This is a genomic window from Bacillus sp. FSL M7-1345, assembly GCF_038006985.1.
Taxonomy (GTDB): domain Bacteria; phylum Bacillota; class Bacilli; order Bacillales; family Bacillaceae_G; genus Bacillus_A; species Bacillus_A cereus_U.
Window position 1 is genome coordinate 2,430,619 of the sequence record NZ_JBBOWG010000001.1, and the last position, 22,403, is coordinate 2,453,021.

Genomic DNA, 22,403 nt, shown 5'->3' on the forward strand with positions numbered 1-22,403 from the left:
CTGTTTATCTGTATAGTTATTGAAGAATCAAACCTACAATCATAATTAAACTAAATACTATCATCCAACCAAACGCACAATAGCCAAAAATTCTAATCCATTTAGGTAATTGATTCATGTTAACTTTATTTGTGGGAACTCCTTGCATAGAAAACATCATTTTTTGATCTCTATCCCTATTATTTTGTTGTTCATACATAATATCATCACCCTTCTAGAACGATTGTGTATAGATCAGCCTGAAGATAACTAAGCATAGAATATTCGACAATTATAGTGAGTTAATCTGTTTTCCAGTGCTGCATACTAAATTTCAAAAAACTAAAATTTGATTACTCAAAAGCTATATATACTAAAGTATTTGCTCATTTAAAACATAGTAAACCTTTTAACAAGAGATGCTTATTATTTGGTATTGAATAATTTAAATACATTCAATAATACTTCTTAGCGTATAGATACGTATATGTCTTTCAAACTATATGTGCCGTAAAGTAGGAGCAGCTTACATTCATGACTATTATTATTTATTCGTTACTTTTAAAGCATCTAACACTATTTTAGTTGCGTCTGCAATAAGTTTATCATCGTATTTCGCATCCTCTTTATCATGATTAGAAAGTATCGCAAGAACAATTGGCTTTTTATTTGGTGGCCAAATGATTGCGATATCATTCCTTGTTCCATAAGACCCAGAGCCAGTCTTATCGGCTACTTCCCATTCTTCTGGAACTCCAGAACGAATTAAGTTGTCCCCCGTAGTATTCTTTTTCATCAAATCTATTAAAAAGTTCCGTTTCTCAACTGAAAGTATATCGCCTAGCGCGTAAGCTTTAAGACTAGTAACTAATGCCTTTGGGGTACTAGTATCACGAGTATCTCCTGGCTGCACTTCGTTTAATTCTGGTTCAAAACGTTCAGGATTTGTGACAGTATCTCCTATTTCTCTCAGTGATTTTTTGAATTCACTTGGCCCACCTAATTGTTTAAGAATAAGATTTTGTGCAGTATTATCGCTATATCGAATGGAAGCATCCGCAAGCTCTTTCAGAGTCATACCTGTATCTACATATTTTTCAGTAATTGGATTGTAATTCACAAGATCTTTGCTAGTATATTTAATTCTTTGATCTAAATCTTCTATTGATTTCTTTTGTAACAGTGCTCCAACAGCAAGGGCTTTGTGGGTAGATGCGTATGCAAACCGTTCATCTGAACGATAAGTAACGGTTTGATTCGTACCTGTGTCCAATGCATAAATACCAAACTTAGCATCATAATCTTTTTCAAGCTTAACAAAAGATTGATTACTTATATGTTCTTGTTTGGTTTGTTTAGGGGATTCAGATTGAATATTACTATTGGAACAGCCTATAAGCGTTGCACATGAAAGTAATACTACAGGGAGCATCTTTTTATAATGTGCGATGTGAAAAAACTTCTTTGAAACTATCATACATTTTCAACCTCTTTCAAGAATATATGGATTTTGTTTAGGTATTTTACATACCGATACAATTAACAAATGTACCAGATAGCACTCCTCATGTGTTTCTTGCATTACAAAATGAGAGAACTACCAAAAACACCTTTTTTATACGTAATAGACAATCTAAGTAACACATTTGTTCCATTTATGATTAAGGTTTTGAATACATCCATTAATTTTATTTATAAGAATCACAAAATCCACCTTTTTTGCACACCACTTAATTTAATGTGGATTTAGATTGAGTTTACCTCGTAATGGGAATTTCAATTGGATTGCACATATATAACAACCTCGTTTCGGATAGAATAAGTAATAACAACTACTGATTTCATTTTAAGTGAGGTGTTATACGATACATACGACAAAACAAAAAAGACTTGTGGTGCAAAGTATAACTACATTTAGTCTACTAATAACGACTATCTTCACACCCATGCTTATTTACATTGTTTATGGATTACAGATTTCGAAAGGCTTTGAGGGATACTGGCCGTCAATCTTGTTTTATACAACTTATATGACGGGTGTGTTTATCTGGATACCTATTGTGAATAAGGCTGGGATTCACCGCTCCTTATATTGGGCTGTTTCTATTCTGATAGTATCATTACTTAGTGTTACTTTCTTTGGATGGAGTTCAAGATGGCTAGAAATAAGTGCGTTAGTTTCTGGTTTTGCAGTTAGTACAATTTCTACCATGACGAGTACTTTATTGTTTCTACATGTGGAAGGCGGGGGAAAGGTTTATAATAAAAATCAACAAGCGATTATTATTGGTATCGTTTTTCTTTTATTAATAATCGTATTGTTAGCGATTAGTTTTCTATCGCCGCCGCTGATAACATGCATATATGGGATTTGTTTAATCAGTATCCTTTTTGCTATAAAAAAGATGCCGAGAACCGAGTTAGCCAAAGGGTTTTTACCTATCTCCATCGTATCGGTAGTAGGAAAGTTTCTTTTTGTTTCAATGCTTATTCTTTTGATACGAACAAGTCGTAACATAAATAATGAACAATATATTTTCTGTTTTTTTCTACTCTCTTTAGCGCTTATTTGTTTCATGTTTTTGAGTTTGTTGAAAGGAAAGTTCTTTCATAAACTTTCATCTTCTTTACCAATTCGATTAAAGGCAGAATCATTTTTACTTGGATTAGGAAATGGATATTTATTTTTGATAGGTATTTTTTATAGTTTTACTTTCTATAACATGTTAACCTGTATTTTCATTGTAGTTGGCCCATACCTATTAGGGATTTTGATGTCTATATTTTTAGATATCAAAGCTGCTAAAAAAGTTAATCCAATCCATTTGTTTTTAGTAAGTACCTTAATCATGATATTCGGGTTTTATTCTCCACTATTTATAGTCCTTAGCGTTACATTTGGGAGCTATGCCATTAATAGTATTTCTTCTCAAAATAATATGAAAGTATATATGGTGAATGCTACACATAGAGAACTTTCTTTACTCATTTACACAACATGGAGAAATATGGGGAATATATTTTTACAATTTTTTATATTGATTGTGATTGTGGGAGTAGGGGTGTTTTATGATGTCGAATGGTCGCAACTTTTCCAAACAATTGTTGGGAAGGGTCAAATGCAGATTGAAGGGTTATCCGTACAACGATTGATGTTTATGTTAGCAATTTGCTGTTGGCTTGGCATGGTGGGCTTAGGTATGTGGATTGGTAAAAAAGCTAATCCCAATATTGCTTAAAACGTAACTCGAAAAATATCAATACTAAAACTACAAAAAACAAGCAAACTCGTCCTACTAAGAGGGGAGTTTGTTTGTTTTTTGTTTAGATAATGGAATGTTCATGCAAAATTGTACACTATGTTCCATATTTTTTATAGAATATTTTATATCTAGCGTTTCAAAAATTTGTTTAACAATATATAAACCTAAACCACTTCCTCCAGTATTTCGATTCCTTGATTTTTCAATTCGATAAAATGGTTTGAAAATTTGTTGTATATCCTCTTCTTTAATATTGACACCTGTATTCATAATTTGCATTTTGATTTGACCTTGTTTAGAATCCTCACTTAACTTTATATAGACTTTTTCATTATGTGGTGAATACATAACTGCATTATGGATAATATTTTTACATGCTTTTTCTAAAAGAGCACAATCTGTATAAACAGAAAGGTCAGAATCAATTTCTTTTATTATTCGGATGCTTTTTTGAGAAGCAAAAAATTCGAGATCTTTTGTGATTGTATCTATTAACTTCGAAAGATTAACTTCTTCTACTTTTAGTTTAAAGGTGTGTTGTTCTAATTTCGACATGCTTAAAATTTCACGAACTAATTGTTCCATACTTTCAATAATTTGATGATTTTTCTTTAAATATTGATCACGATTTTGATAAGGGCCAATATTGTATATCATCCCTTCTAAGTATCCTTTCATTACAGTAAGAGGGGTCTTTAATTCATGTGCTACAATCGCAAAAAACTCTCTGCGTTTTGTTTCTATTTCTCGTTCTTTTTCAATATCATTTTTTAATTGTTGATTTGCTTTTTTTAAATCAAACATAGCTTGTTGTAAGTTAATAGACATGTCATTCAAACTATTAGATAATTCTCCTAACTCATCTGTAGAGCGAACCTCAATTTTTTCGGAGAAATCTAAATTTGCCATCTTTTGTGCACCCTCATTAATATAAATAAGTGGTTTTGTAATAAACCTGGAATAGAAATAAGCACTCCCTACACCGATTACGAGTACAATGATACTAATATAGGGGAGAAAGCGTACTAAAACCTGTGAAGCTTCATCAATTGGTTGAAATGTAGCAAAGACTATAAGCGTTAAACTACCATCTTGGAATTGAATTGGTTTCGTAACGTTATATGAATTGCTAAGGGTACCTCCATTCTCGAACCGTGTCGCTCTAGTAACTACTGTTGTTTGCGAACCACTTTGAGTAAAAGAAAATGAAGGAGAGTATTTAATTATTCCCTCATTATTTTGAAGATAAAGCATCGCATTATTTTTCTTTGCGTATTCATCAAAAAGTGGTATCGCATCTTGAAACGTAAGATCTTTAGACTTATCAATTATTTCTTTTATCCCTGTTTGAAGTTGATCTGTTTTGTATTGCTCATAAAACGTAGGGAGAAAGAAGTATAAAGTTAAATAAATTAATACTGCAAAGGATAACAAAATGAGAGATGTAGTCATAAAGAGTTTATAAGTAATTTGCTTCATCTTCATGATTTTTACAATTCTACTCATCAATTTTATAACCAATACCCTTTATTGTTTTAATGTAAGGAATAGCTAACTTTTTACGTAGGTTTTTAATATGTGTATCAATTATTCGTGTTTCTCCAAAATAATCGTATCCCCAAACTTTTTCAACGATATTTTCTCTTGTGAGTACTTTTCTCTCATTTTGAAATAGTAGTTGTAGAATTTCAAACTCTTTTGTCGTTAATAAAATTTCAACGTCATTTACATATACTCTATATGCATCAACATCGACACGCACTTCTTTAAAAACCAAATGATTATTTACATTTTTATCATAGCTTCTTCTCAGTACGGCTTCGACTCGTCTAATCAAAACATGAAACGAAAAGGGTTTTGTTATATAATCATCGATTCCAAGATCAAATCCTTTCATTTGATCTTCTTCTTCTTCTAACGCAGTTAGCATAATAATTGGTATATTTGACTGACTCCGAATCATCTTGGAAACTTCAAATCCATTAAGATTGGGCATCATTACATCTAGAAGAATTAAATCAAAGGATTGCTTATTAAACTGCGTCATACCCTCTAATCCATCTGATGCAACTACAACTGTATACTGTTGTGTCATTAAAAATTGTTTAATTAATTCCTGAATTTCTTGATCGTCCTCTACCACGAGAATATGATAGCTCCTCATAATATCACCTCTGGTAGTCATTATAGCCTTACTATCTGGAGTTTATGTGGAGATGAATAGGACGTATATCTTGTTAGCTTTACGTTCAAGATTGTGTGTTATCAACTAACAAGTATTAATAGCCACATTACTTTTTTACGGATAAATAATTGTATGCTAAAAAAAATACTCGTCGTATAAAAAGATGAACGATTAATATTTACAAAAAACTAATGTATAATAATGTAAAATGCATGTAATTTCTTAAATTGTATGAAAATATATTTTCGCTTCTTTACCAGAAGGGGAAATAGGAAATGAATTTCAATAAAAAAGCTACCGAAATAGTAGAGCGTAGAGCGCGTACCACAAACTTTGGAGTTTTTTTATCTAGTTTCTGTTTAATCGTTAATCACCTACATAACAATTCTCCGGCTAAACCAAAAGTTTAAAGTGGGGGTATTTATATAATGTGAGAAAGGTTGTGAAATGATTTGAGGGGTTATAAAGCAATGCTATTTGATTTAGATGATACGTTACTTGATAGGGATATGGCAGTAGATAAATTGTTCTCCATTATTTTAGAGAAGTTTTATGAGGATGTTAAGCAACATGCAGTAAAAAACATTATGTTACAGAAATTCAAAGAATATGATAAAAAAAGCTATGGTCACAGTGATAAAGTAATGGTTTTGGAATCATTTTTTAATGAATTCCCACCGAAATATAGATTGCCACGCAATAGCATTCAAGATTTTTGGAATAATAATTTTCCTAAATGTTTTTCTATAAACCAAAGTACTATTAATATTATAAATACTATAAAGTTGCATGTTAAAGTTGGAATTATAACAAATGGATCAACTCAGAGACAAAAAGCTAAAATAATTAACACGAATTTGAATCGTCATTTTGATACAATCATTATTTCTGAAGAAACGGGATTTAGTAAACCTGACAAACGCATATTTGAATTAGCATTAAAGAAGCTAAATGTACAACCAGAAGATGTACTATTTGTTGGAGATGACTTAGAAAAGGATATTGCTGGTTGTCAAAATATAAATATAAAGGGTATATGGTTCAATCCTAATATGATTAAGAATAACACCGACACAAAACCGTATGCTGAGATTACTTCTTTTGATAGTTTACTAAGTTTTTGTGGAGAAGTACATTTTCAACAATAGTGATAGATCACCTTTAATTTCATTGACCGTATAGTAAGAGTAAAAATAATATTCATTTACAACAGCATAAGAGAAATATTGAGTCCCATTTATGTGTGTTAATCTAGCGCTACAAAGCATGTTTAATATATGCCTTATACATTATAGAGGAGTGAGACTATGGAATTAGAGAAAATAGTAACCGGCGGAATAAATATTGCTGTCGTAAGAAACGATACGTTAGTAATATCTGATGTTCAATCTGCATTAGATCTTTTGGCAACAGTTCAATATGAAGTAGATTCAAAGCGTATTATTATCCACAAATCTTTAATAAGTGAAAGTTTCTTTGATTTAAAAACACGTCTTGCGGGTGAAATCCTTCAAAAGTTTATAAACTACAGGGTAAAGATTGCTATCGTTGGGGATTTTTCTATGTATGCTAGTGAAAGCTTAAAAGACTTCATTTATGAATGTAATAATGGAAATGATATTTTTTATTTAGCAACTGAACAACAAGCAATTGAAAAGTTAAGCTCATTGAAGTAAATGATATAAAGTGTATTTCGAAAGAGGCATCCGTTATGGTGTCTCTTATTTGTATTCTGATACAAAGATGTTTTCAAAATTTGTACCGGTACAGTAATTGTAAATGTACATGGATACAGTACCTCATAAAATTTACAATCAGCATATATTAGTTTAACTTATAATTTTTAAGGGGTGCTGAATATGACAAGTTTACAACATCAACTTTTTACAAGATTGAACCTTGAAAAACGTACTGAAGTAAAATTTGAAGAATTAAGTACAATACTCTTTGCATTTGCGCATACAATACCGTTTGAGAATTTAGATGTTATAGTAGGTAATACAAATGAAATTTCAAAAGAGAACTTACAGAAGAAAATATTAACAAGTTCGCGTGGCGGGCTTTGTTATGAATTAAATACTCTTTTCTACTATTTTTTAAAAGACTGTGGTTTTAATGCTCAGCTAGCATTAGGAACAGTTTATAAAAATGATATTAATGCATGGGCACTTGAGGACGGACATATTACTATTATTATAAATTTTGATAATGAAACATATTTAATTGATGTAGGGATTGCTTCGTTGGTACCTCTTGTTCCAGTTCCGTTTTCTGGGCAACCGGTTTCTTCTAAAAACGGCATGTACCGTGTGAGACGGAAAGATACAAGCAAAGGAAACTATGTTTTAGAAAGAATGGATGTTGATGAAGAGTGGAAAGTCTGTCATGCTTTTTATAATCATGTTATTGATGAGTCAATTGTAAATGAGGTTCAAAAAAAGGTGATAGAAGATGAGAAGTCTATTTTCAATAAAGGGCCGATTGCAGTAAAGTTGACGGATTCTGGTCATGTTTCCTTAACGAATACTAGTTTAACTGAAATTATTTACGGAGCAAAAAGTAAGCGTGAAATTACAGGGAATCAATATAGAGAACTATTACATTCACTTTTTAATATTGAACTATGAAAAAGTGAATAGCCGACTCCTATTTGGAATCGGCTATTTTGTTATTTCGAGCCAAGTAGATTCCGTTCTCAATTTAAAGTTTGATTTTCTTAATAGATATAATACACTAGAACAGTATAAAAAATATATAAAATGAATATTGAATGTAAAGGAAGATTATCATGTCAGTTATCGATAAATTAAAACTTAATAAGTATACGAATATGGTGGTTATTAACGAACCGAATGATTATGAAGTATTTGGAGATAAGCCAACTACATTTTCTAAAGAGCATGATGCTGTTTTTATTTTTGTAGAAACGCTTGATGAGATGGTAGAGCATACAAATTTCATTATTAAAAATGAAGCGTTGTTACTTGAGAAAGGTTATGTGTTTTTTGCTTATCCGAAAAAAGGTAATGCTCGTTACAGTACTTTTATTCATCGTGATGAAATGTTTCCAGCGTTAAATGTTGGAGAAGATGGATATGTAGGAAATAGTGATATTAAATTTGCGCGAATGGTAAGTATGGATGACGTTTTCACTGTTGTTGGTTTAAAACGTGAAAAGAAAAAAGTGAAGAAAACGCCTGCTGCAAGTCAATGTGTTGCTGATTATGCAGATCGTATTCAAGATGTGGAAGCATTATTGGCTAATCATCCGACTGAACTTAAATTTTATCAAAGTTTAACTCCTGGCTATCAAAAAGATTGGGCACGAAATTTATTTTCTGTAAAACAAGAAAAAACACGTGAAAAACGTCTTGAGAAAATGATTGAAATCCTTTCACAAGGCTATAAAACAATTGAATTATTCCGTCAGAAGAAAAAATAACGATTAGGAACGTCACAATGATGCAACAATTAATTGGGATGAGTACATTGAAAAAAGGAATCCTTACATTATACTAAAGGATGTTCTTATATTTTTATATTATGCAAAAGAGAAAAGGTGTTTGAAATGAAATCGTATATTGTTGTTGGATCTGGAATTTTAGGGGCATCTACTGCCTATCATCTTGCTAAGGCCGGTGCAAATGTAACAATTGTTGATCGTCAAGAGTTAGGGCAAGCAACCGATGCAGCAGCAGGTATTGTCTGTCCGTGGCTGTCGCAACGTCGTAATAAAGCATGGTATAAAATCGTTAAAGGCGGTGCACGTTACTATTCTTCGTTAATTCAGCAATTAGAAGAAGACGGTGAAACGGATACAGGTTACAACCGTGTAGGTGCAATTAGTTTACATACTGATGAGAAAAAACTAGATCAAATGGAAGAGAGAGCGTATAAACGCCGTGAAGATGCACCGGAGATTGGTGAAATCACTCGCTTATCAGCTGAAGAAACGAAAAAATTATTCCCAGCATTATCGGAAGAATATAGTTCTGTTCATATTAGCGGAGCTGCTAGAGTAAATGGAAGATTATTACGCAACGCATTAATAAGCGCTGCGAAAAAACATGGTGCAACTTTCATAAAAGGTGATGCAGTATTAGTCCGTGAAGGGAATCATATTACGGGAGTTAAAGTAAACGAGGAAACAATTGTAGCGGAAAAGGTAATGGTAACTGCAGGCGCATGGGCGAACGAAATCTTGAACCCATTAGGAATTAATTTCTTAGTTACGTTCCAAAAAGGACAAATTGTTCATTTACAAATGGAAAATACAGCAACAGAAAATATGCCAGTTGTTATGCCGCCGAACGATCAATATATTTTAACATTTGACAATGGCCATGTCGTAATTGGTGCAACGCATGAGAATGATACTGGTTTCGATCACCGTGTAACAGCTGGTGGTTTAAATGAAGTATTCCATAAAGCGTTAACAGTAGCGCCTGGTTTAGAAGATGGTACAATGGTTGAAACAAGAGTTGGCTTTAGACCGTTTACACCAGGGTTCTTACCTGTTATTGGACCACTACCTAATTTTGAAGGCATACTCATTGCGAACGGATTAGGTGCTTCAGGATTAACAGCAGGTCCATACTTAGGATCAGAACTTGCTAAACTTGCGTTAGGGCAACCGATTGAATTAGATTTAAATGATTATGATGTTGCTGGGGCAATGGAATAGTAATAAACAAAAAGATTAGGAGTGATTTCCTAATCTTTTTGTCATGTTATTTGGGAGTAACTAAGTATTTGGGGAGGTAGGAGTTCTTTTAAACAGGTACCACCACATCGCTATCAAGCTAAGAAAATAGATAACCCACAAAACGAAAAATTTTTGCCTTTTATAGCAACGAAGTGCATTTTTATCGTTTGAGGTATTAGAGAAGAAAGACGGATTTGTTCAATATAGAGGCGAAAATACATATCAGAAATATTAACAATAGCCTCAAAAACTGGAGGCTATTCAATTTCACAATCTATTATGAGCAATTACAATAGGTAAGCTCTTTAAAGTCTGTCCCATCGCTGTATTCGTAAAATGATGAATAACATCAAAACCCTCAACTTGTTGGATATTAGCGAACCTTTTCACAAATGAAATTAAAGCGATAGGCGGGATCCGAATTAAAGTTTTTTAAACCTAATTGGACTTACCATTAAGAGAGCGAGGATTAATGTAATCCATGCATTGCTATATGAAAACAATCCCATACCAGCCAATGGTAATCCAGCAGCTGGAATAGGTAATCCCTTAAAATATCCAATGGTTGGTTTTACACTAAATTTAGCTAATCTTAAAGCACCCATCGTTGGAAAAAGGATAAATGCCAAAGAAGTTAAAATAGATGGTGTTGCTATCGAATGAAATAAAAGTGCAGGAGCAACTCCGAAACTAACAATATCAGCTAAGGAATCCAATTGTACACCAAACTCACTGTTCACTTTTAATTTTCTCGCAATTCTTCCATCAAGGAGATCTAAAACAGCTGAAAAGAAAATAAAAAGGGAGGCTACTTCCAAATAGTCACTCATATTCATGGTAATTGAAAAAACACCGCACAATAAATTTCCAATCGTAAATAAATTGGGTACAGCTTTTACTATCTGATTGAACAAGGTTGTCCCCCCTAAGTTGATCAAACTTCACATTTATGTAGCATTTTCTATATATTCTTCCGTTATTCTTGAAAATATATGACCACTATATGCGAAGTAAATTTCGACAAGAGAAAAGCCGATTTCCTGTACGTTATGTTGGTTTATAAACATGTTTGATCAAAGGTAAGTCTATTACTGCTGATTTAGCTAATATAAAAAGCCCGTTTTTGAAAAAAAGAGTTATCAAAATATGTTTAGAGCCTATTTTCGGTACGCGTTGTTGAACATTAGCACCCGATAGTTGAAGTGCCGAGTAGTCAAGCATTTCCCTTCGGTTGGTGGATAAGACCAACCACTTCTATTTTGGGATTTAAGTCCTATAAAACAACATCTACACCCTAAAAGTTGCATCATATCTTCATATAGTCATAAAATTAATCTGTGGTCAAAAATACGTAAAGAGCTGCTGGAATGAATTACTGAGAATACGAAGAATAAAGGAGAGAAACGGAGTAAAAACTAAAAAAATTAGATAAGGAAAATGGAGAGATGAATTAAATGTTAAAGATCATTAAACATTTAAAACCATTTGTTGCTTCCATCATTGCAGTTGTATGTCTTTTAACTGTGCAGGCAGTATGTGATCTATCACTGCCAGACTATATGTCTAACATTGTCAATGTAGGGATTCAACAAAAAGGTGTAGAAAATGCAGTACCTGAGGTTATTCGTAAAAGTGAACTGGATAAACTTACGCTCTTTATGAATGAAAATGAGAAGAAAAAAGTAGCTGACAACTATGTGCTTTTAGATAAGAACAACCTCTCTCAAAGTGAATTGAAAAATGACTTAAAAGATTATCCACAGCTTGATAAAGAGCCACTTTATAAGCTACATACAGAAGATAAAAATATAATTAATGAACTTAACAATATCTTTGGGAAACCAATGTTAATTACACAAGGAATCGAAAAAGGCGGCCCATCTGCTTTTCCTCCTGCTGCGACAGGTGACAACAACACACCAGCGAAGCTGCCGCCAAATACAGATCCTTTTGCAATCATTGCAAAACTTCCTCAAGATCAAATCAATGCAATGAAAGAAAAGGCAGATGAAAAGTTTAAGAATATGCCAGGCAGCATGGTAACACAATCAGCCGTTTCATTCATTGAGAATGAGTATAAAAAGATCGGTATCAATATAGATAAGCTTCAATCTAATTTCATTCTTACTTCCGGCGGGAAAATGCTGCTTTTATCCTTAGTAAGTATGGCAGCTACCGTTATCGTGAGTTTACTTGCTGCAAAAGTAGCTGCTGGACTCGGCAGAGACCTTAGAAAGAAAGTATTCCGGAAAGTTACAAACTTCTCGAATGCGGAGTTTGATAAGTTTTCCACTGCATCTCTAATCACAAGAAGTACAAATGATATCCAGCAAGTTCAAACACTTATGGTTATGATGCTTCGCATTGTATTCTATGCACCAATTTTAGGTATAGGCGGTATTATTAAAGTACTTACTACAGACCTTTCAATGGGATGGATTATTGCAGTTGCAGTAATCGCGATTTTAAGCTTAGTCATTGGTTTATTTAGCATCGCGATTCCTAAGTTTAAGAGTATCCAAAAGTTAGTAGATAAAATTAACTTAATCACTCGTGAATCTTTAACAGGTATGCTCGTTATTCGTGCTTTTAATAATCAAAAACATGAAGAAAAGAAATTTGAAAAAGGAAATCAAGATTTAACAAAAACAAATTTATTTGTAAGCCGTTTAATGTCATTTATGATGCCAATGATGATGTTTATCATGAATGCTGTTACTGTACTTATTATTTGGGTTGGATCACACCAAGTGGATATGGGACATATGCAAGTTGGTGATTTGATGGCATTTATGCAATATACGATGCAAATCATCATGGCCTTCTTAATGATTTCAATGGTATCTATTATGGTTCCACGTGCTTCAGTTTCCGCACAACGTATCGCAGAAGTTTTAGATACTGACGTTACCATTAGTGATGTAAAAGAGCCGAAAACATTCGCTGCAGACAAGAAAGGTTACGTTGAATTTAAAAATGTCGGCTTTAGATATCCAGGTGCAGAAGAAGATGTGCTTTCCAATATCACCTTTACTGCAAAACCTGGTGAAACGACAGCTTTCATCGGAAGTACAGGTAGTGGTAAATCAACATTAATCAACTTAATTCCACGATTTTACGATGTCACAAGCGGCCAAATATTAATAGATGGCACGGATATTAGAGAAGTATCTCAGAAGGAATTAAGAGAAAAAATTGGTTATGTACCGCAAAAAGGAGTTCTATTCTCAGGTACAATCGAGAGTAATTTGAAATACGGTAAGAAAGAAGCAACTGAAGAAGAACTCGCAAAAGCGGCAGAAATCGCGCAAGCTATGGAGTTTATTAACGAAAAACCTGAAAGCTTCCGTACAGAAATATCACAAGGTGGTACGAACGTTTCCGGTGGTCAAAAACAAAGACTTTCTATTGCACGTGCTCTTACGAAAAAATCGGAAATCTTCATATTCGATGATAGTTTCTCAGCTCTTGACTTTAAGACAGACGCAGCATTGCGCAGAGCTTTAAACAATGAGATTACAGGAAGTACTGTTTTACTTATTGCCCAAAGAATCAGCACAATCATGAATGCCGATAAGATCATTGTACTTGACGAAGGAAAAATAGTTGGAACTGGTACTCATGAAGAGCTTATGGAAAACTGTGAAGTTTATAAGCAAATTGCTTTATCACAACTTTCAAGAGAGGAGTTGTCATCATGAGTGATAAAAAAATAGAAAATAGAAAACAAGGCGGTCCTGGTCCTGGCGGTGGCGGTCCTATGGGCGGCGGCATGAGAAAGATTGAGAAGGCAAAAAACTTCAAAGGAACGATGAATAAACTCCTTCAATACTTGAAGCCCTATAAATTATCAATCTTAGTCGTTATCCTTTTCGCAATCGGTAGTGCAGCCTTTACAATCGTTGGTCCAAAAATTTTAGGAAATGCGACAACAAAACTTTTCGAAGGACTCGTAAGCAAAGTATCAGGAGCACCCGGTGCGGCCATTGACTTTACCTATATCGGAAACATTGTCATTTTACTTCTTGGATTATATATACTGAGCACTGTGTTTGGTATTATCCAGGGGTACATTATTTCTGGAGTAGCTCAAAAAGTATCTTATAACTTCAGGAAAGAAATCGACGAAAAAATTAATCGTATGCCGCTGAATTACTTTGATAAAACAACGCACGGCGAAGTATTATCGAAAATTACAAATGACGTAGATACGGTGAGCCAAACGTTAAATCAAAGTATGTCGCAAATCATCACATCCGTTATTACAATCATCGGTGTACTTATCATGATGTTATCAATCAGCTGGCAAATGACATTAGTGGCGCTTTTAATATTGCCAGTATCTATGATTCTCATCATGGCAGTCGTAAAACGATCACAAAAATACTTCAAATCCCAGCAAGAATATTTAGGACACGTAAACGGTCAGGTCGAAGAAATTTATAGTGGTCACAATATCGTAAAAGCCTTTAACAAAGAAGAAGAAGAAGTGAAAAAATTCGAAAAGGTAAATGATACCCTTTACCACTCCGCATGGAAATCTCAATTTTTATCTGGAATGATGATGCCGATTATGACATTTATCGGTAATATCGGTTACGTCGCTGTATCTATTTTAGGCGGATGGCTTGCGGTAAAGAGAACCATCGCTGTTGGAGATATTTTAGCCTTCGTACAATATGTAAGAAGCTTTACACAACCAATCGCTCAAGTAGCGCAAATCGCGAACGTACTTCAATCCACTGCAGCTGCTGCAGAAAGAGTCTTCGAATTTTTAGAAGAAGAAGAGGAAGTGCCAGAAGCAGAAAATCCAGTGAAGCTGCAAAAAGTTCAAGGAGAAGTTACCTTCCAAGATGTTCAATTTGGATACAATCCAGATAAGATCATCATCAATAATTTCTCATCTAACATTAAACCTGGACAAAAAGTAGCAATCGTCGGACCAACCGGAGCTGGTAAAACAACGATTGTAAAACTGTTAATGCGTTTCTATGACATAAACAGCGGTGCAATATGTATCGACGGTCACGATATAAAAGACTTCACGCGAGAAAACCTGCGCAACATGTTTGGTATGGTACTTCAAGACACTTGGCTATTTAACGGCTCCATCATGGAAAATATACGTTACGGTAGACTCGATGCTACAGACGAAGAAGTAATTGAAGCAGCGAAAGCAGCTCACGTTCACAGTTTCGTAAAAACATTACCAAATAAATATCAAATGGAACTAAACGAAGAAGCAAGCAACGTATCCCAAGGACAAAAGCAACTACTAACAATTGCACGCGCCCTTCTAGCGGATCCGAAAATATTAATACTCGATGAAGCAACAAGCTCCATTGACACTCGTACAGAAGTACTGATTCAAAAAGCGATGGAAAACCTTATGGAAGGTAGAACAAGCTTCATTATCGCTCATAGATTATCAACAATACGTGATGCAGATTTAATCCTTGTCATGAAGGATGGGGATATTGTAGAACAAGGTAATCATGAAGAGTTATTGAAAGCTGATGGTTTCTATGCTTCGCTTTATAATAGTCAGTTTGAAGGTGCGGATGCTTCTTGAGTTAGGTGTCCCGAAAGTCCATTTAAATAACTAAAACCCACGGTGAAAATTCATTTTCTTCGTGGGTTTTTATCATTTTTAAGGTATCGTAAATTCTGTAATGTTTTAGTGTTTCTCCTCCTTCTCCTGTTTTATTACTTTCTCCAGAGATAAGGAGCATTTCTTCCCCATTAATTGTTGCACAAGGGATAACCGGTTTAATTAAAGGGAATTATCAAAAAGGGTACTATTAAACAGAACAAGCCCAAGAAATAGATAAGGAGTGAGCAAGCGATGGACAACATGATTAATACGGGCAACTTTGGTTTACAAAGGGGACCTGCTCAAAAAACGGTTGGCCAGTATTTGTTCGATTGCCTGAAACTGGAGGGTATTACCGAAATTTTTGGTGTCGCAGGGGACTATAATTTTACACTTCTTGATACTTTGGAGTGTTATAACGGCATCCGTTTTATAGAAGGACGAAACGAACTAAATTCGGGCTACGCTGCAGATGGTTATGCAAGAATCAAAGGAATATCGGCTCTTATTACGACCTTCGGGGTCGGGGAGCTCAGCGCCTGCAATGCGATAGCGGGAGCTAACAGCGAGCATGTACCAATAATACACATTGTGGGTGCGCCTCCTGAGAAGGATCAAAAAGAGCATAAGCTGATGCATCACACCTTAATGGATGGAAATTTTGACGTCTTTCGCAAGGTATATGAGCAGATTACGGCATATACCGCGGTGCTTACGCCGGAAAATGCCAAGATTGAAATTCAGACTGCGATTCGCATTGCTCAGGAAAAGAAAAAGCCGGTATACCTGGTTGTGGCTAATGATTTAGTGACCAAGCCGATTAAAGTCTGGACAGAGCCAGTACCACCACGTTCAGCATCCAACCCGAATACTCTTCAGGCTGCAGTGAATCATGTCCGTACGCTTTTGGAACGTGCCCACCGACCGGTTATCTTGGTGGATATGAAAACGATGCGTTTCGGCCTTCAGACAGCAACTCGGCAGCTAGCCGATGCAATGAATGTGCCTGTTGTAACGATGATGTACGGGAAGGGGGGATTCGACGAGACCCATCCAAATTATATCGGAATGTATCTAGGCTCTTTCGGAGGTTCTGAAGTCCAAAGTACGGTGGAGAATGCAGATTGTATCATTGCAATCGGCATGGTATTGGCGGACACTAACACGGCGAAATTTACCGCAAAACTGAACCCGCTAATAACTGTCAATATTCAACCAGACATGGTTAAAATCGCTGAGGCGGAATATCCGAATGTTCTTGCAGCCGACATGCTACTTGCCGTGCAGAAGGTGGGTTATAAGGGAAAAGGTTTGACAGAAAAAATTTCATTCCCTTACGATCAATTAACAACTAATGTCGACGGATCTCTATTGGCGGAACGCTATTATCCACGTTTGCAGTGCATGCTGAAAGAGGACGATATTGTGATCGCCGAGACCGGGACATTTTATAATGGAATGGCGGAGGTGAGACTGCCGAGCAATGTAACGTATATCGGCCAAGGTGGATGGCAGTCTATCGGTTACGCAATCCCCTCGGCGTTCGGTGCTATTATGGCCGCGCCGGAACGCCGAGTATTGGTGTTTACAGGTGACGGCGCCCTGCAGCTAACAGCACAGGAAATCAGTTCTATGCTCTATTACGGTTGCAAGCCCATAATCTTTATATTGAACAACGATGGTTATACAATTGAGAAATATTTAAATGTCAAAACAGAGGATCAAAAGTACAACCAAATCCCTCGATGGTCTTACACCAAGCTGGCCGAAGCTTTTGGAGGTAACGCGTTTACCGTTGCGGTCCGGACCTATGGAGAGCTTGATCAGGCTATAATCCATGCTGAAAAGGAAAGCGCCGAAAGACTCTGTATAATTGAAATGATCGCAGGGAATCCGATGGACGCACCTGAATATATGCGACGGATGCGTAGTTATATGGAGAAGCAGGAAATGCAGCGCAGTCAGAAATAATATCCAATTCCCTAGTCTCTAATTGGATACTATTTGAACCGTTCTAATCATATTCTTTTAATAAAATGCAATTAAAGGGGTGTAAAGTAAGTTGACAAAAGTTAAGGTTAGTTTACGACCCATTGCAAGTAAGTTCAATTTACCTACTGTTTTGAAAACAACTATACTACCAGGTGACTCAATTGAAAGGTTATTCATTGCCACCCAGGTAGGAGAAATCTTTTACATAGGAGACGGAGTTATAAGGACTTTTTTAGATATTCGCCCGCGAATCATAAAATTAGGCACATCTGAAGAAGGGGTTTCTAGTAGTGGTTACGATGAACGAGGATTGCTAGGACTAGCGTTTCATCCACAATTTTATCAAAATGGTTTATTTTACCTTCATTATTCAGTAGCTGGCACTCAAGGTCCGGGTGCCCTTTCTGAACCTTTTAAACCTGATCCATGTGATCCGAAAACTTTAAACTTAAAGTGGGTAAATAGAGATAATCAATATGATCATATTGATACGGTTGAGGAATGGATTTTACAATCACATGGTCAATCTCAAAAACGACGGACATTACTTAACATAAGAAGGCCCTTTTTTAATCATAACGGAGTCAATAGTTTAAACTTTTCACCTGAGACTGGAAAACTTGTTTTTACAAATGGAGATGGTGGATCGGGTTATGATCCATTTAATTTAAGCCAGGATGATTTAGAAATAGCGGGTAAAATAATTGAAATCGATGTAAGTAAAAATACATTCATAAATAACCCTCCAGTAGTTACGCGATTTAATGAGTTTCCTTTATCTATACAAGAAACACTTACAGTAATTGCGAAAGGAGTTCGTAATATAACAGGTATTTCATTTCAAAGGTTTTATAATCAGTATATCAAATATGCTGGAAATGTCGGGCAGGATATTGTAGAGTCTATTTTTTCGTTTGTTCATTATAAACCCATACCGGTTACCGAACTTGTTCAAACGCATTTAATGAGATCCACTCCCATTCAAGATGGATTTATTAATTTTGGTTGGCGAGGATGGGAAGGAGAATTACCTACTTCTTTTATAAGGCACTGTTCTGAGAACCCTACTTTGGATGAGAGAACAATGGCTTATTATAATGAAACAATTCAAACGTCAGTGAGACGTATTCAGCCTCTAATTAGTTATTTTCATAAAGATTCCAGACCGGATAAGTTTGGAGGAACTTCACTTACAGGAGTTCAGCCTTATATGGGAACTGCAATACCAAATTTAACTGGTAGCGTCGTGTTTACCGATCTTGCCAAAAAAGAAGAATCTCGGTCTCCAGTTAAAGGTGTTTTAGCATATACTAGGGCAAGTATAGACGATAAACGTAATGATTTTCATGTTATTGAAACCAATTATGATTTTGGTGCTCAAGCAGCTTATTATGTTAGTTTAGGAACAAACTTAGATCAAACTAGATTATATTTAGGAGTTTACGGTTCTATGAAAGTAACTGATTTTAACAAAGGTACTATTTATGAAATTGTTCCATGATACGATATAAACTCTAAGTCTAAAAATATAAGAAATTCATTATTCTTCAAAATGCACGACCTGTTGTCCCTCTAAAAAACTTCTATGTATAAACGATTAGTAGAAAGTTAACTCGTAAACCATAAGTGTATGAATAATTATAGTAAGTGATGAATTAGGTATCTTTAGGAGGTATTTTGATGAATCGCTTTAGATGCTATTGGTATCAATGGATGATAGAGCAGGATGCGAATTTTGTTCATAAAAGAAAGGTGACTCCTGCAAGTAGGTTAGTCATTACAGCGTTACTCGGTTCATTTGCTGCTATTTTTCAATCTGCGGGGAACTTAATCCCTGGAATTGGGTTATTTATTAGTCCTTTCGCGACGCTACCGATTTTTCTGGCTATTTGTTATTCTATTCGTGAGGGAGTACTTTCTTATATTCTTACTATTTTCCTATTATTCATTATTGAGCCAAGTGAACTAATTGTCTTTCCCTTTACTACAGGATTATTAGGTATAGCGTTAGGAGTATCCTTTTTACAATTCAAGAGGAGGATTTGGGTAATTTCCTTTTCAGCGATATGTCTACTTATAGGAATTATGATCATTCTCGATATCTTCCGTTTTCCTGTACTTGGTCCTACTATTCATACAACTATGGATATAAAAGTTATTACATTAATATTTATACTGAGTTTTCTATACTGCTGGATCTATGCAGAGCTATGTAGAATAATAATGAATAGAGTATATAAAGTATGGTCTTAACAATTGTATAAAATCTTTTTGAACGAATACACTTTCTCATATATTTTCAAAGATTGGAGATTTAAGTCATGTATAACGTTGAAATTAGAAGGCCGAATTCGGATGATATTGATGAACTAAATTTGTTTTTTCGTATAGTTATTACGAATACTTATAAAAACGAAGGGTTATCACAACTATTAGATGACATAGAAAATGAAATTAATTCGAAAAAGCAATATTTGAAAAATGATTTTGATAGTAATGGAGAAAGTCGTTACTTTTTATTAGCAATAGATACAAGTAACAATAAAATCATTGGAACGATTGAAATCGGTCCAGCAAGTACATTAATTAATAGTTGTACAGGCGGTGTACTTAAGGATTTGTATGAAATAGGAACTGTATTTATACTTCCGGAGTATCAAAGAAAAGGTATAGGGAGTTTACTACTAAATACAATGTATCTTACCTTACTTAGCAGAGGAATAACCGAATACTGTTTAGATAGTGGATACAAAAAAGCACAAAGTATATGGACGAAAAAGTTTGGGAAACCTAGTTATGTGCTGAAGGATTATTGGGGCGAATCAAGTGATCATATGATTTGGAAAAAAAGTTTACATGATATACCTATAATATTTGAATTATAAAATGAAATATTTCTCTGAATATAGCTTTTCTTACATACTTATGCTATTATTTATCTTTATAATAAAAGAGGACGTGAATGAACTTGATTAAAATTAATATTCCTGAAACTGATGTTTCAATTACTGAACGTAAACAAGTTATTAAAGGAGACGAGCCATTAATTACTCCAATTAACGGTTTTATCGATTTCCACTTGTTCCCTAGAGATAAAGGCGGCATTTTTATGTTTTACAATATTAATGACGAACTTCTTTTCGTAGGTAAAGCTCGTAAAATTAGACAACGTATTAAAAAGCATTTTGAAGATAATGTTTCGCCAATCAAAAATAATCGTGATGAAGTATACCGTATCGATGCATGTATCGTAGAAGATCCAACAGAAAGAGAAATTTACGAAACTTACATCATTAATAAATACAAAGCGAAATATAACGTTGATAAAGTGTTTTATAAATAAACAACATTAGCGAAATGAAACAATCCTAGTACATACACTAGGATTGTTTTTATTTATATAGCTTTGTAATTTTTGTCCGTAATGATTTTCCTCGCATTTGTTCCTCCTTATAAGGGAATATATTATTTAATCGGCAGAATTTTTTCGTATTTTAAAGTAATGAGCGACAACTAAACAAAGTACCCCTATAAATAATATAATAATTCCAAGAGTTTTATGCTTTCCTTCGAAGAAAGGTATGTCTGTAATTACATTTGTCATACATAAGCCTAAGAATACAAGAATAGGTCCAATCCAAAGTAATACGTTGCCTAATTTTGTGTGTTTCTCCATATAAACCCTCCTTTATTTTTACATATATATCCATCAATATTGCAATCCATAACTTCTAAATAAAAGTTAAAGTAAATCCCCAAGAGAAATATATTTTCTTTCATAACAAAAATTAAAGCATCATATATTGGTACAAGCAAATGAGAAAGGAGATCATCATGAATGGGCTAGAAGCTTTTATTTTAGGAATTATTCAAGGGTTGACAGAGTTTTTACCTATAAGTAGTACAGGTCACCTATATTTAGGGCGGCATATTTTTCAGTTAGATGAGGCAGGTTTGTTTTTAGATACGATGCTGCATATCGGAACTTTGCTTGCAGTGTTTATTTATTATAGAAAAGAATTTATTTATTTAATAAAAAATCCATTTTCAAAGCTTATGATATTACTTATCGTTGGGACGGTACCTGCTGTCGTAATTGGCTTACTATTTAAAGACTTTTTTGAAGATATTTCAAAAACAGGTATAACAATAGGTTGGGAGTTTTTAGTGACGGGCTTATTTCTTTATATGGCCGATAAACAAAAGAATGGTCGTAAAAAAATGAATGATATTACATATAAAGATGCATTCATAATTGGTTCATTTCAAGCAGTAGCTATATTTCCAGCAATTTCTCGTTCGGGAATGACAATTGTCGCTGCATTATGGAGAAAGTTAGACCGCGAAACAGCGGCGTACTTTTCATTTTTATTATCAACACCAGCTATTGTCGGAGCTATCATCTTGCAATTTGCAGATGTTTTTCAAGGGAAAGCAGAATCTATTTCTAGTACATCATTAATTGTCGGAACATTATCAGCAGCGTTCTTTGGTTACATAGCAGTTTCATGGATGATTCAATATTTAAAACGTCATTCTTTAAAAGTATTCGCGTATTACGTATGGGGATTAGGTATTTTAATTTTAACGTTGCAATTCACACAGGTGTTTTAAATATAATTATTAAGGAATTATTAGTTAAGATCCTGTTCCATTCATACACGACAGGATCTCTTTTCATTAAGG

Annotated in this window: 20 protein-coding genes; 14 read left to right on the forward strand and 6 right to left on the reverse strand. The window is 34.4% G+C overall.

All coding sequences use genetic code 11. The annotated features are described in order from the left end of the window. Positions 1-16 precede the first annotated feature (16 nt). Both MHB76_RS12535 and bla read right to left on the reverse strand, forming a co-directional pair. Positions 17-199 carry a hypothetical protein gene (locus MHB76_RS12535; protein ID WP_002172101.1) on the reverse strand — a complete coding sequence of 61 codons (183 nt, stop codon included), beginning with the start codon at positions 197-199 and terminating at the stop codon, positions 17-19. A 324-nt stretch (positions 200-523) separates the two neighbouring features. Next, complete coding sequence (gene bla / locus MHB76_RS12540) at positions 524-1,456, reverse strand: class A beta-lactamase (RefSeq protein ID WP_340986696.1); 933 nt, start codon at positions 1,454-1,456, stop codon at positions 524-526. Positions 1,457-1,925: 469 nt separating this feature from the next. Here bla and MHB76_RS12545 point away from each other — a divergent pair, with 469 nt between their 5' ends. Continuing rightward, positions 1,926-3,218 (forward strand): hypothetical protein, encoded by a 1,293-nt coding sequence (locus MHB76_RS12545; RefSeq protein WP_078173679.1) that lies wholly within the window; start codon positions 1,926-1,928, stop codon positions 3,216-3,218. A gap of 57 nt (positions 3,219-3,275) precedes the next feature. Here the strand turns inward: MHB76_RS12545 and MHB76_RS12550 are convergent, their stop codons facing one another. Together MHB76_RS12550 and MHB76_RS12555 are read right to left on the reverse strand one after the other, a co-directional pair. Next, positions 3,276-4,748 (reverse strand): sensor histidine kinase, encoded by a 1,473-nt coding sequence (locus MHB76_RS12550; protein WP_078173666.1) that lies wholly within the window; start codon positions 4,746-4,748, stop codon positions 3,276-3,278. Continuing rightward, entirely contained in the window at positions 4,741-5,406 is a 666-nt protein-coding gene (locus tag MHB76_RS12555) for a response regulator transcription factor (protein WP_078173665.1), read from the reverse strand. Before MHB76_RS12555 ends, MHB76_RS12550 begins: the two co-directional genes overlap by 8 nt. 491 nt (positions 5,407-5,897) lie before the next feature. Between MHB76_RS12555 and MHB76_RS12560 the strand changes: the two genes are divergently transcribed. The 5 genes from MHB76_RS12560 (at position 5,898) to MHB76_RS12580 (ending at position 10,111) form a co-directional block, all read left to right on the forward strand. Next, complete coding sequence (locus MHB76_RS12560) at positions 5,898-6,575, forward strand: HAD family hydrolase (RefSeq protein WP_078173664.1); 678 nt, start codon at positions 5,898-5,900, stop codon at positions 6,573-6,575. A gap of 159 nt (positions 6,576-6,734) precedes the next feature. Then, positions 6,735-7,103: a DUF4180 domain-containing protein gene (locus tag MHB76_RS12565; protein WP_078173663.1), complete on the forward strand. Its 369-nt coding sequence runs from the start codon at positions 6,735-6,737 to the stop codon at positions 7,101-7,103. 183 nt (positions 7,104-7,286) lie between these two features. After that, on the forward strand, positions 7,287-8,054 hold the full coding sequence (locus MHB76_RS12570) for an arylamine N-acetyltransferase family protein (protein WP_078173662.1): 768 nt from the start codon (positions 7,287-7,289) through the stop codon (positions 8,052-8,054). A 161-nt stretch (positions 8,055-8,215) separates the two neighbouring features. Further along, positions 8,216-8,869 carry a YdeI/OmpD-associated family protein gene (locus MHB76_RS12575; protein ID WP_078173661.1) on the forward strand — a complete coding sequence of 218 codons (654 nt, stop codon included), beginning with the start codon at positions 8,216-8,218 and terminating at the stop codon, positions 8,867-8,869. Between the two features lie 126 nt (positions 8,870-8,995). Continuing rightward, complete coding sequence (locus MHB76_RS12580; protein WP_078173678.1) at positions 8,996-10,111, forward strand: NAD(P)/FAD-dependent oxidoreductase; 1,116 nt, start codon at positions 8,996-8,998, stop codon at positions 10,109-10,111. A gap of 443 nt (positions 10,112-10,554) precedes the next feature. Here the strand turns inward: MHB76_RS12580 and pssA are convergent, their stop codons facing one another. After that, a complete protein-coding gene (gene pssA / locus MHB76_RS12585) occupies positions 10,555-11,046 on the reverse strand; it encodes a CDP-diacylglycerol--serine O-phosphatidyltransferase (RefSeq protein ID WP_002161647.1) in 492 nt (163 codons plus the stop codon). Between the two features lie 540 nt (positions 11,047-11,586). On the opposite strand from pssA, the gene MHB76_RS12590 reads away from it, so the two are divergent. The 7 genes from MHB76_RS12590 to MHB76_RS12620 all read left to right on the forward strand — a co-directional run bounded on the left by MHB76_RS12590 (position 11,587) and on the right by MHB76_RS12620 (position 21,060). Then, positions 11,587-13,833 carry an ABC transporter ATP-binding protein gene (locus MHB76_RS12590; protein ID WP_002161646.1) on the forward strand — a complete coding sequence of 749 codons (2,247 nt, stop codon included), beginning with the start codon at positions 11,587-11,589 and terminating at the stop codon, positions 13,831-13,833. Continuing rightward, complete coding sequence (locus MHB76_RS12595) at positions 13,830-15,704, forward strand: ABC transporter ATP-binding protein (RefSeq protein ID WP_340986704.1); 1,875 nt, start codon at positions 13,830-13,832, stop codon at positions 15,702-15,704. The genes MHB76_RS12590 and MHB76_RS12595 overlap by 4 nt, the downstream gene beginning before the upstream one ends. 273 nt (positions 15,705-15,977) lie before the next feature. Continuing rightward, positions 15,978-17,696 carry an alpha-keto acid decarboxylase family protein gene (locus tag MHB76_RS12600; protein WP_340986706.1) on the forward strand — a complete coding sequence of 573 codons (1,719 nt, stop codon included), beginning with the start codon at positions 15,978-15,980 and terminating at the stop codon, positions 17,694-17,696. Between the two features lie 91 nt (positions 17,697-17,787). After that, positions 17,788-19,218, forward strand: coding sequence for a PQQ-dependent sugar dehydrogenase (locus MHB76_RS12605; protein WP_016104962.1), 1,431 nt, complete (start codon positions 17,788-17,790; stop codon positions 19,216-19,218). A gap of 179 nt (positions 19,219-19,397) precedes the next feature. Then, the gene (locus MHB76_RS12610) at positions 19,398-19,970 is read left to right on the forward strand and encodes a hypothetical protein (protein ID WP_002161642.1); all 573 of its coding nucleotides are present in this window, start codon (positions 19,398-19,400) and stop codon (positions 19,968-19,970) included. Between the two features lie 68 nt (positions 19,971-20,038). Then, complete coding sequence (locus MHB76_RS12615) at positions 20,039-20,602, forward strand: GNAT family N-acetyltransferase (RefSeq protein ID WP_078173657.1); 564 nt, start codon at positions 20,039-20,041, stop codon at positions 20,600-20,602. 77 nt (positions 20,603-20,679) lie between these two features. Continuing rightward, on the forward strand, positions 20,680-21,060 hold the full coding sequence (locus tag MHB76_RS12620) for a nucleotide excision repair endonuclease (protein WP_071151297.1): 381 nt from the start codon (positions 20,680-20,682) through the stop codon (positions 21,058-21,060). A 126-nt stretch (positions 21,061-21,186) separates the two neighbouring features. On the opposite strand, the gene MHB76_RS12625 is transcribed toward MHB76_RS12620, so the two are convergent. Beyond that, a complete protein-coding gene (locus MHB76_RS12625; protein WP_078173656.1) occupies positions 21,187-21,393 on the reverse strand; it encodes a hypothetical protein in 207 nt (68 codons plus the stop codon). Between the two features lie 158 nt (positions 21,394-21,551). On the opposite strand from MHB76_RS12625, the gene MHB76_RS12630 reads away from it, so the two are divergent. Beyond that, positions 21,552-22,331 (forward strand): undecaprenyl-diphosphate phosphatase, encoded by a 780-nt coding sequence (locus MHB76_RS12630; protein WP_340986712.1) that lies wholly within the window; start codon positions 21,552-21,554, stop codon positions 22,329-22,331. Positions 22,332-22,403: the final 72 nt, after the last annotated feature.

Bases quoted from the DNA above. Each gene is read 5' to 3' on its own strand.
- MHB76_RS12550 (WP_078173666.1), bottom strand. From the start codon at position 4,748: ATGAGTAGAATTGTAAAAATCATGAAGATGAAGCAAATTACTTATAAA.
- MHB76_RS12555 (WP_078173665.1), bottom strand. From the start codon at position 5,406: ATGAGGAGCTATCATATTCTCGTGGTAGAGGACGATCAAGAAATTCAG.
- MHB76_RS12600 (WP_340986706.1), top strand. From the start codon at position 15,978: ATGGACAACATGATTAATACGGGCAACTTTGGTTTACAAAGGGGACCT.
- MHB76_RS12580 (WP_078173678.1), top strand. From the start codon at position 8,996: ATGAAATCGTATATTGTTGTTGGATCTGGAATTTTAGGGGCATCTACT.
- MHB76_RS12565 (WP_078173663.1), top strand. From the start codon at position 6,735: ATGGAATTAGAGAAAATAGTAACCGGCGGAATAAATATTGCTGTCGTA.
- MHB76_RS12630 (WP_340986712.1), top strand. From the start codon at position 21,552: ATGAATGGGCTAGAAGCTTTTATTTTAGGAATTATTCAAGGGTTGACA.
- MHB76_RS12595 (WP_340986704.1), top strand. From the start codon at position 13,830: ATGAGTGATAAAAAAATAGAAAATAGAAAACAAGGCGGTCCTGGTCCT.
- bla (WP_340986696.1), bottom strand. From the start codon at position 1,456: ATGATAGTTTCAAAGAAGTTTTTTCACATCGCACATTATAAAAAGATG.
- MHB76_RS12575 (WP_078173661.1), top strand. From the start codon at position 8,216: ATGTCAGTTATCGATAAATTAAAACTTAATAAGTATACGAATATGGTG.
- MHB76_RS12570 (WP_078173662.1), top strand. From the start codon at position 7,287: ATGACAAGTTTACAACATCAACTTTTTACAAGATTGAACCTTGAAAAA.
- MHB76_RS12535 (WP_002172101.1), bottom strand. From the start codon at position 199: ATGTATGAACAACAAAATAATAGGGATAGAGATCAAAAAATGATGTTT.
- MHB76_RS12545 (WP_078173679.1), top strand. From the start codon at position 1,926: ATGCTTATTTACATTGTTTATGGATTACAGATTTCGAAAGGCTTTGAG.
- MHB76_RS12610 (WP_002161642.1), top strand. From the start codon at position 19,398: ATGAATCGCTTTAGATGCTATTGGTATCAATGGATGATAGAGCAGGAT.
- MHB76_RS12560 (WP_078173664.1), top strand. From the start codon at position 5,898: ATGCTATTTGATTTAGATGATACGTTACTTGATAGGGATATGGCAGTA.
- MHB76_RS12615 (WP_078173657.1), top strand. From the start codon at position 20,039: ATGTATAACGTTGAAATTAGAAGGCCGAATTCGGATGATATTGATGAA.
- MHB76_RS12620 (WP_071151297.1), top strand. From the start codon at position 20,680: ATGAACTTGATTAAAATTAATATTCCTGAAACTGATGTTTCAATTACT.
- MHB76_RS12590 (WP_002161646.1), top strand. From the start codon at position 11,587: ATGTTAAAGATCATTAAACATTTAAAACCATTTGTTGCTTCCATCATT.
- MHB76_RS12625 (WP_078173656.1), bottom strand. From the start codon at position 21,393: ATGGAGAAACACACAAAATTAGGCAACGTATTACTTTGGATTGGACCT.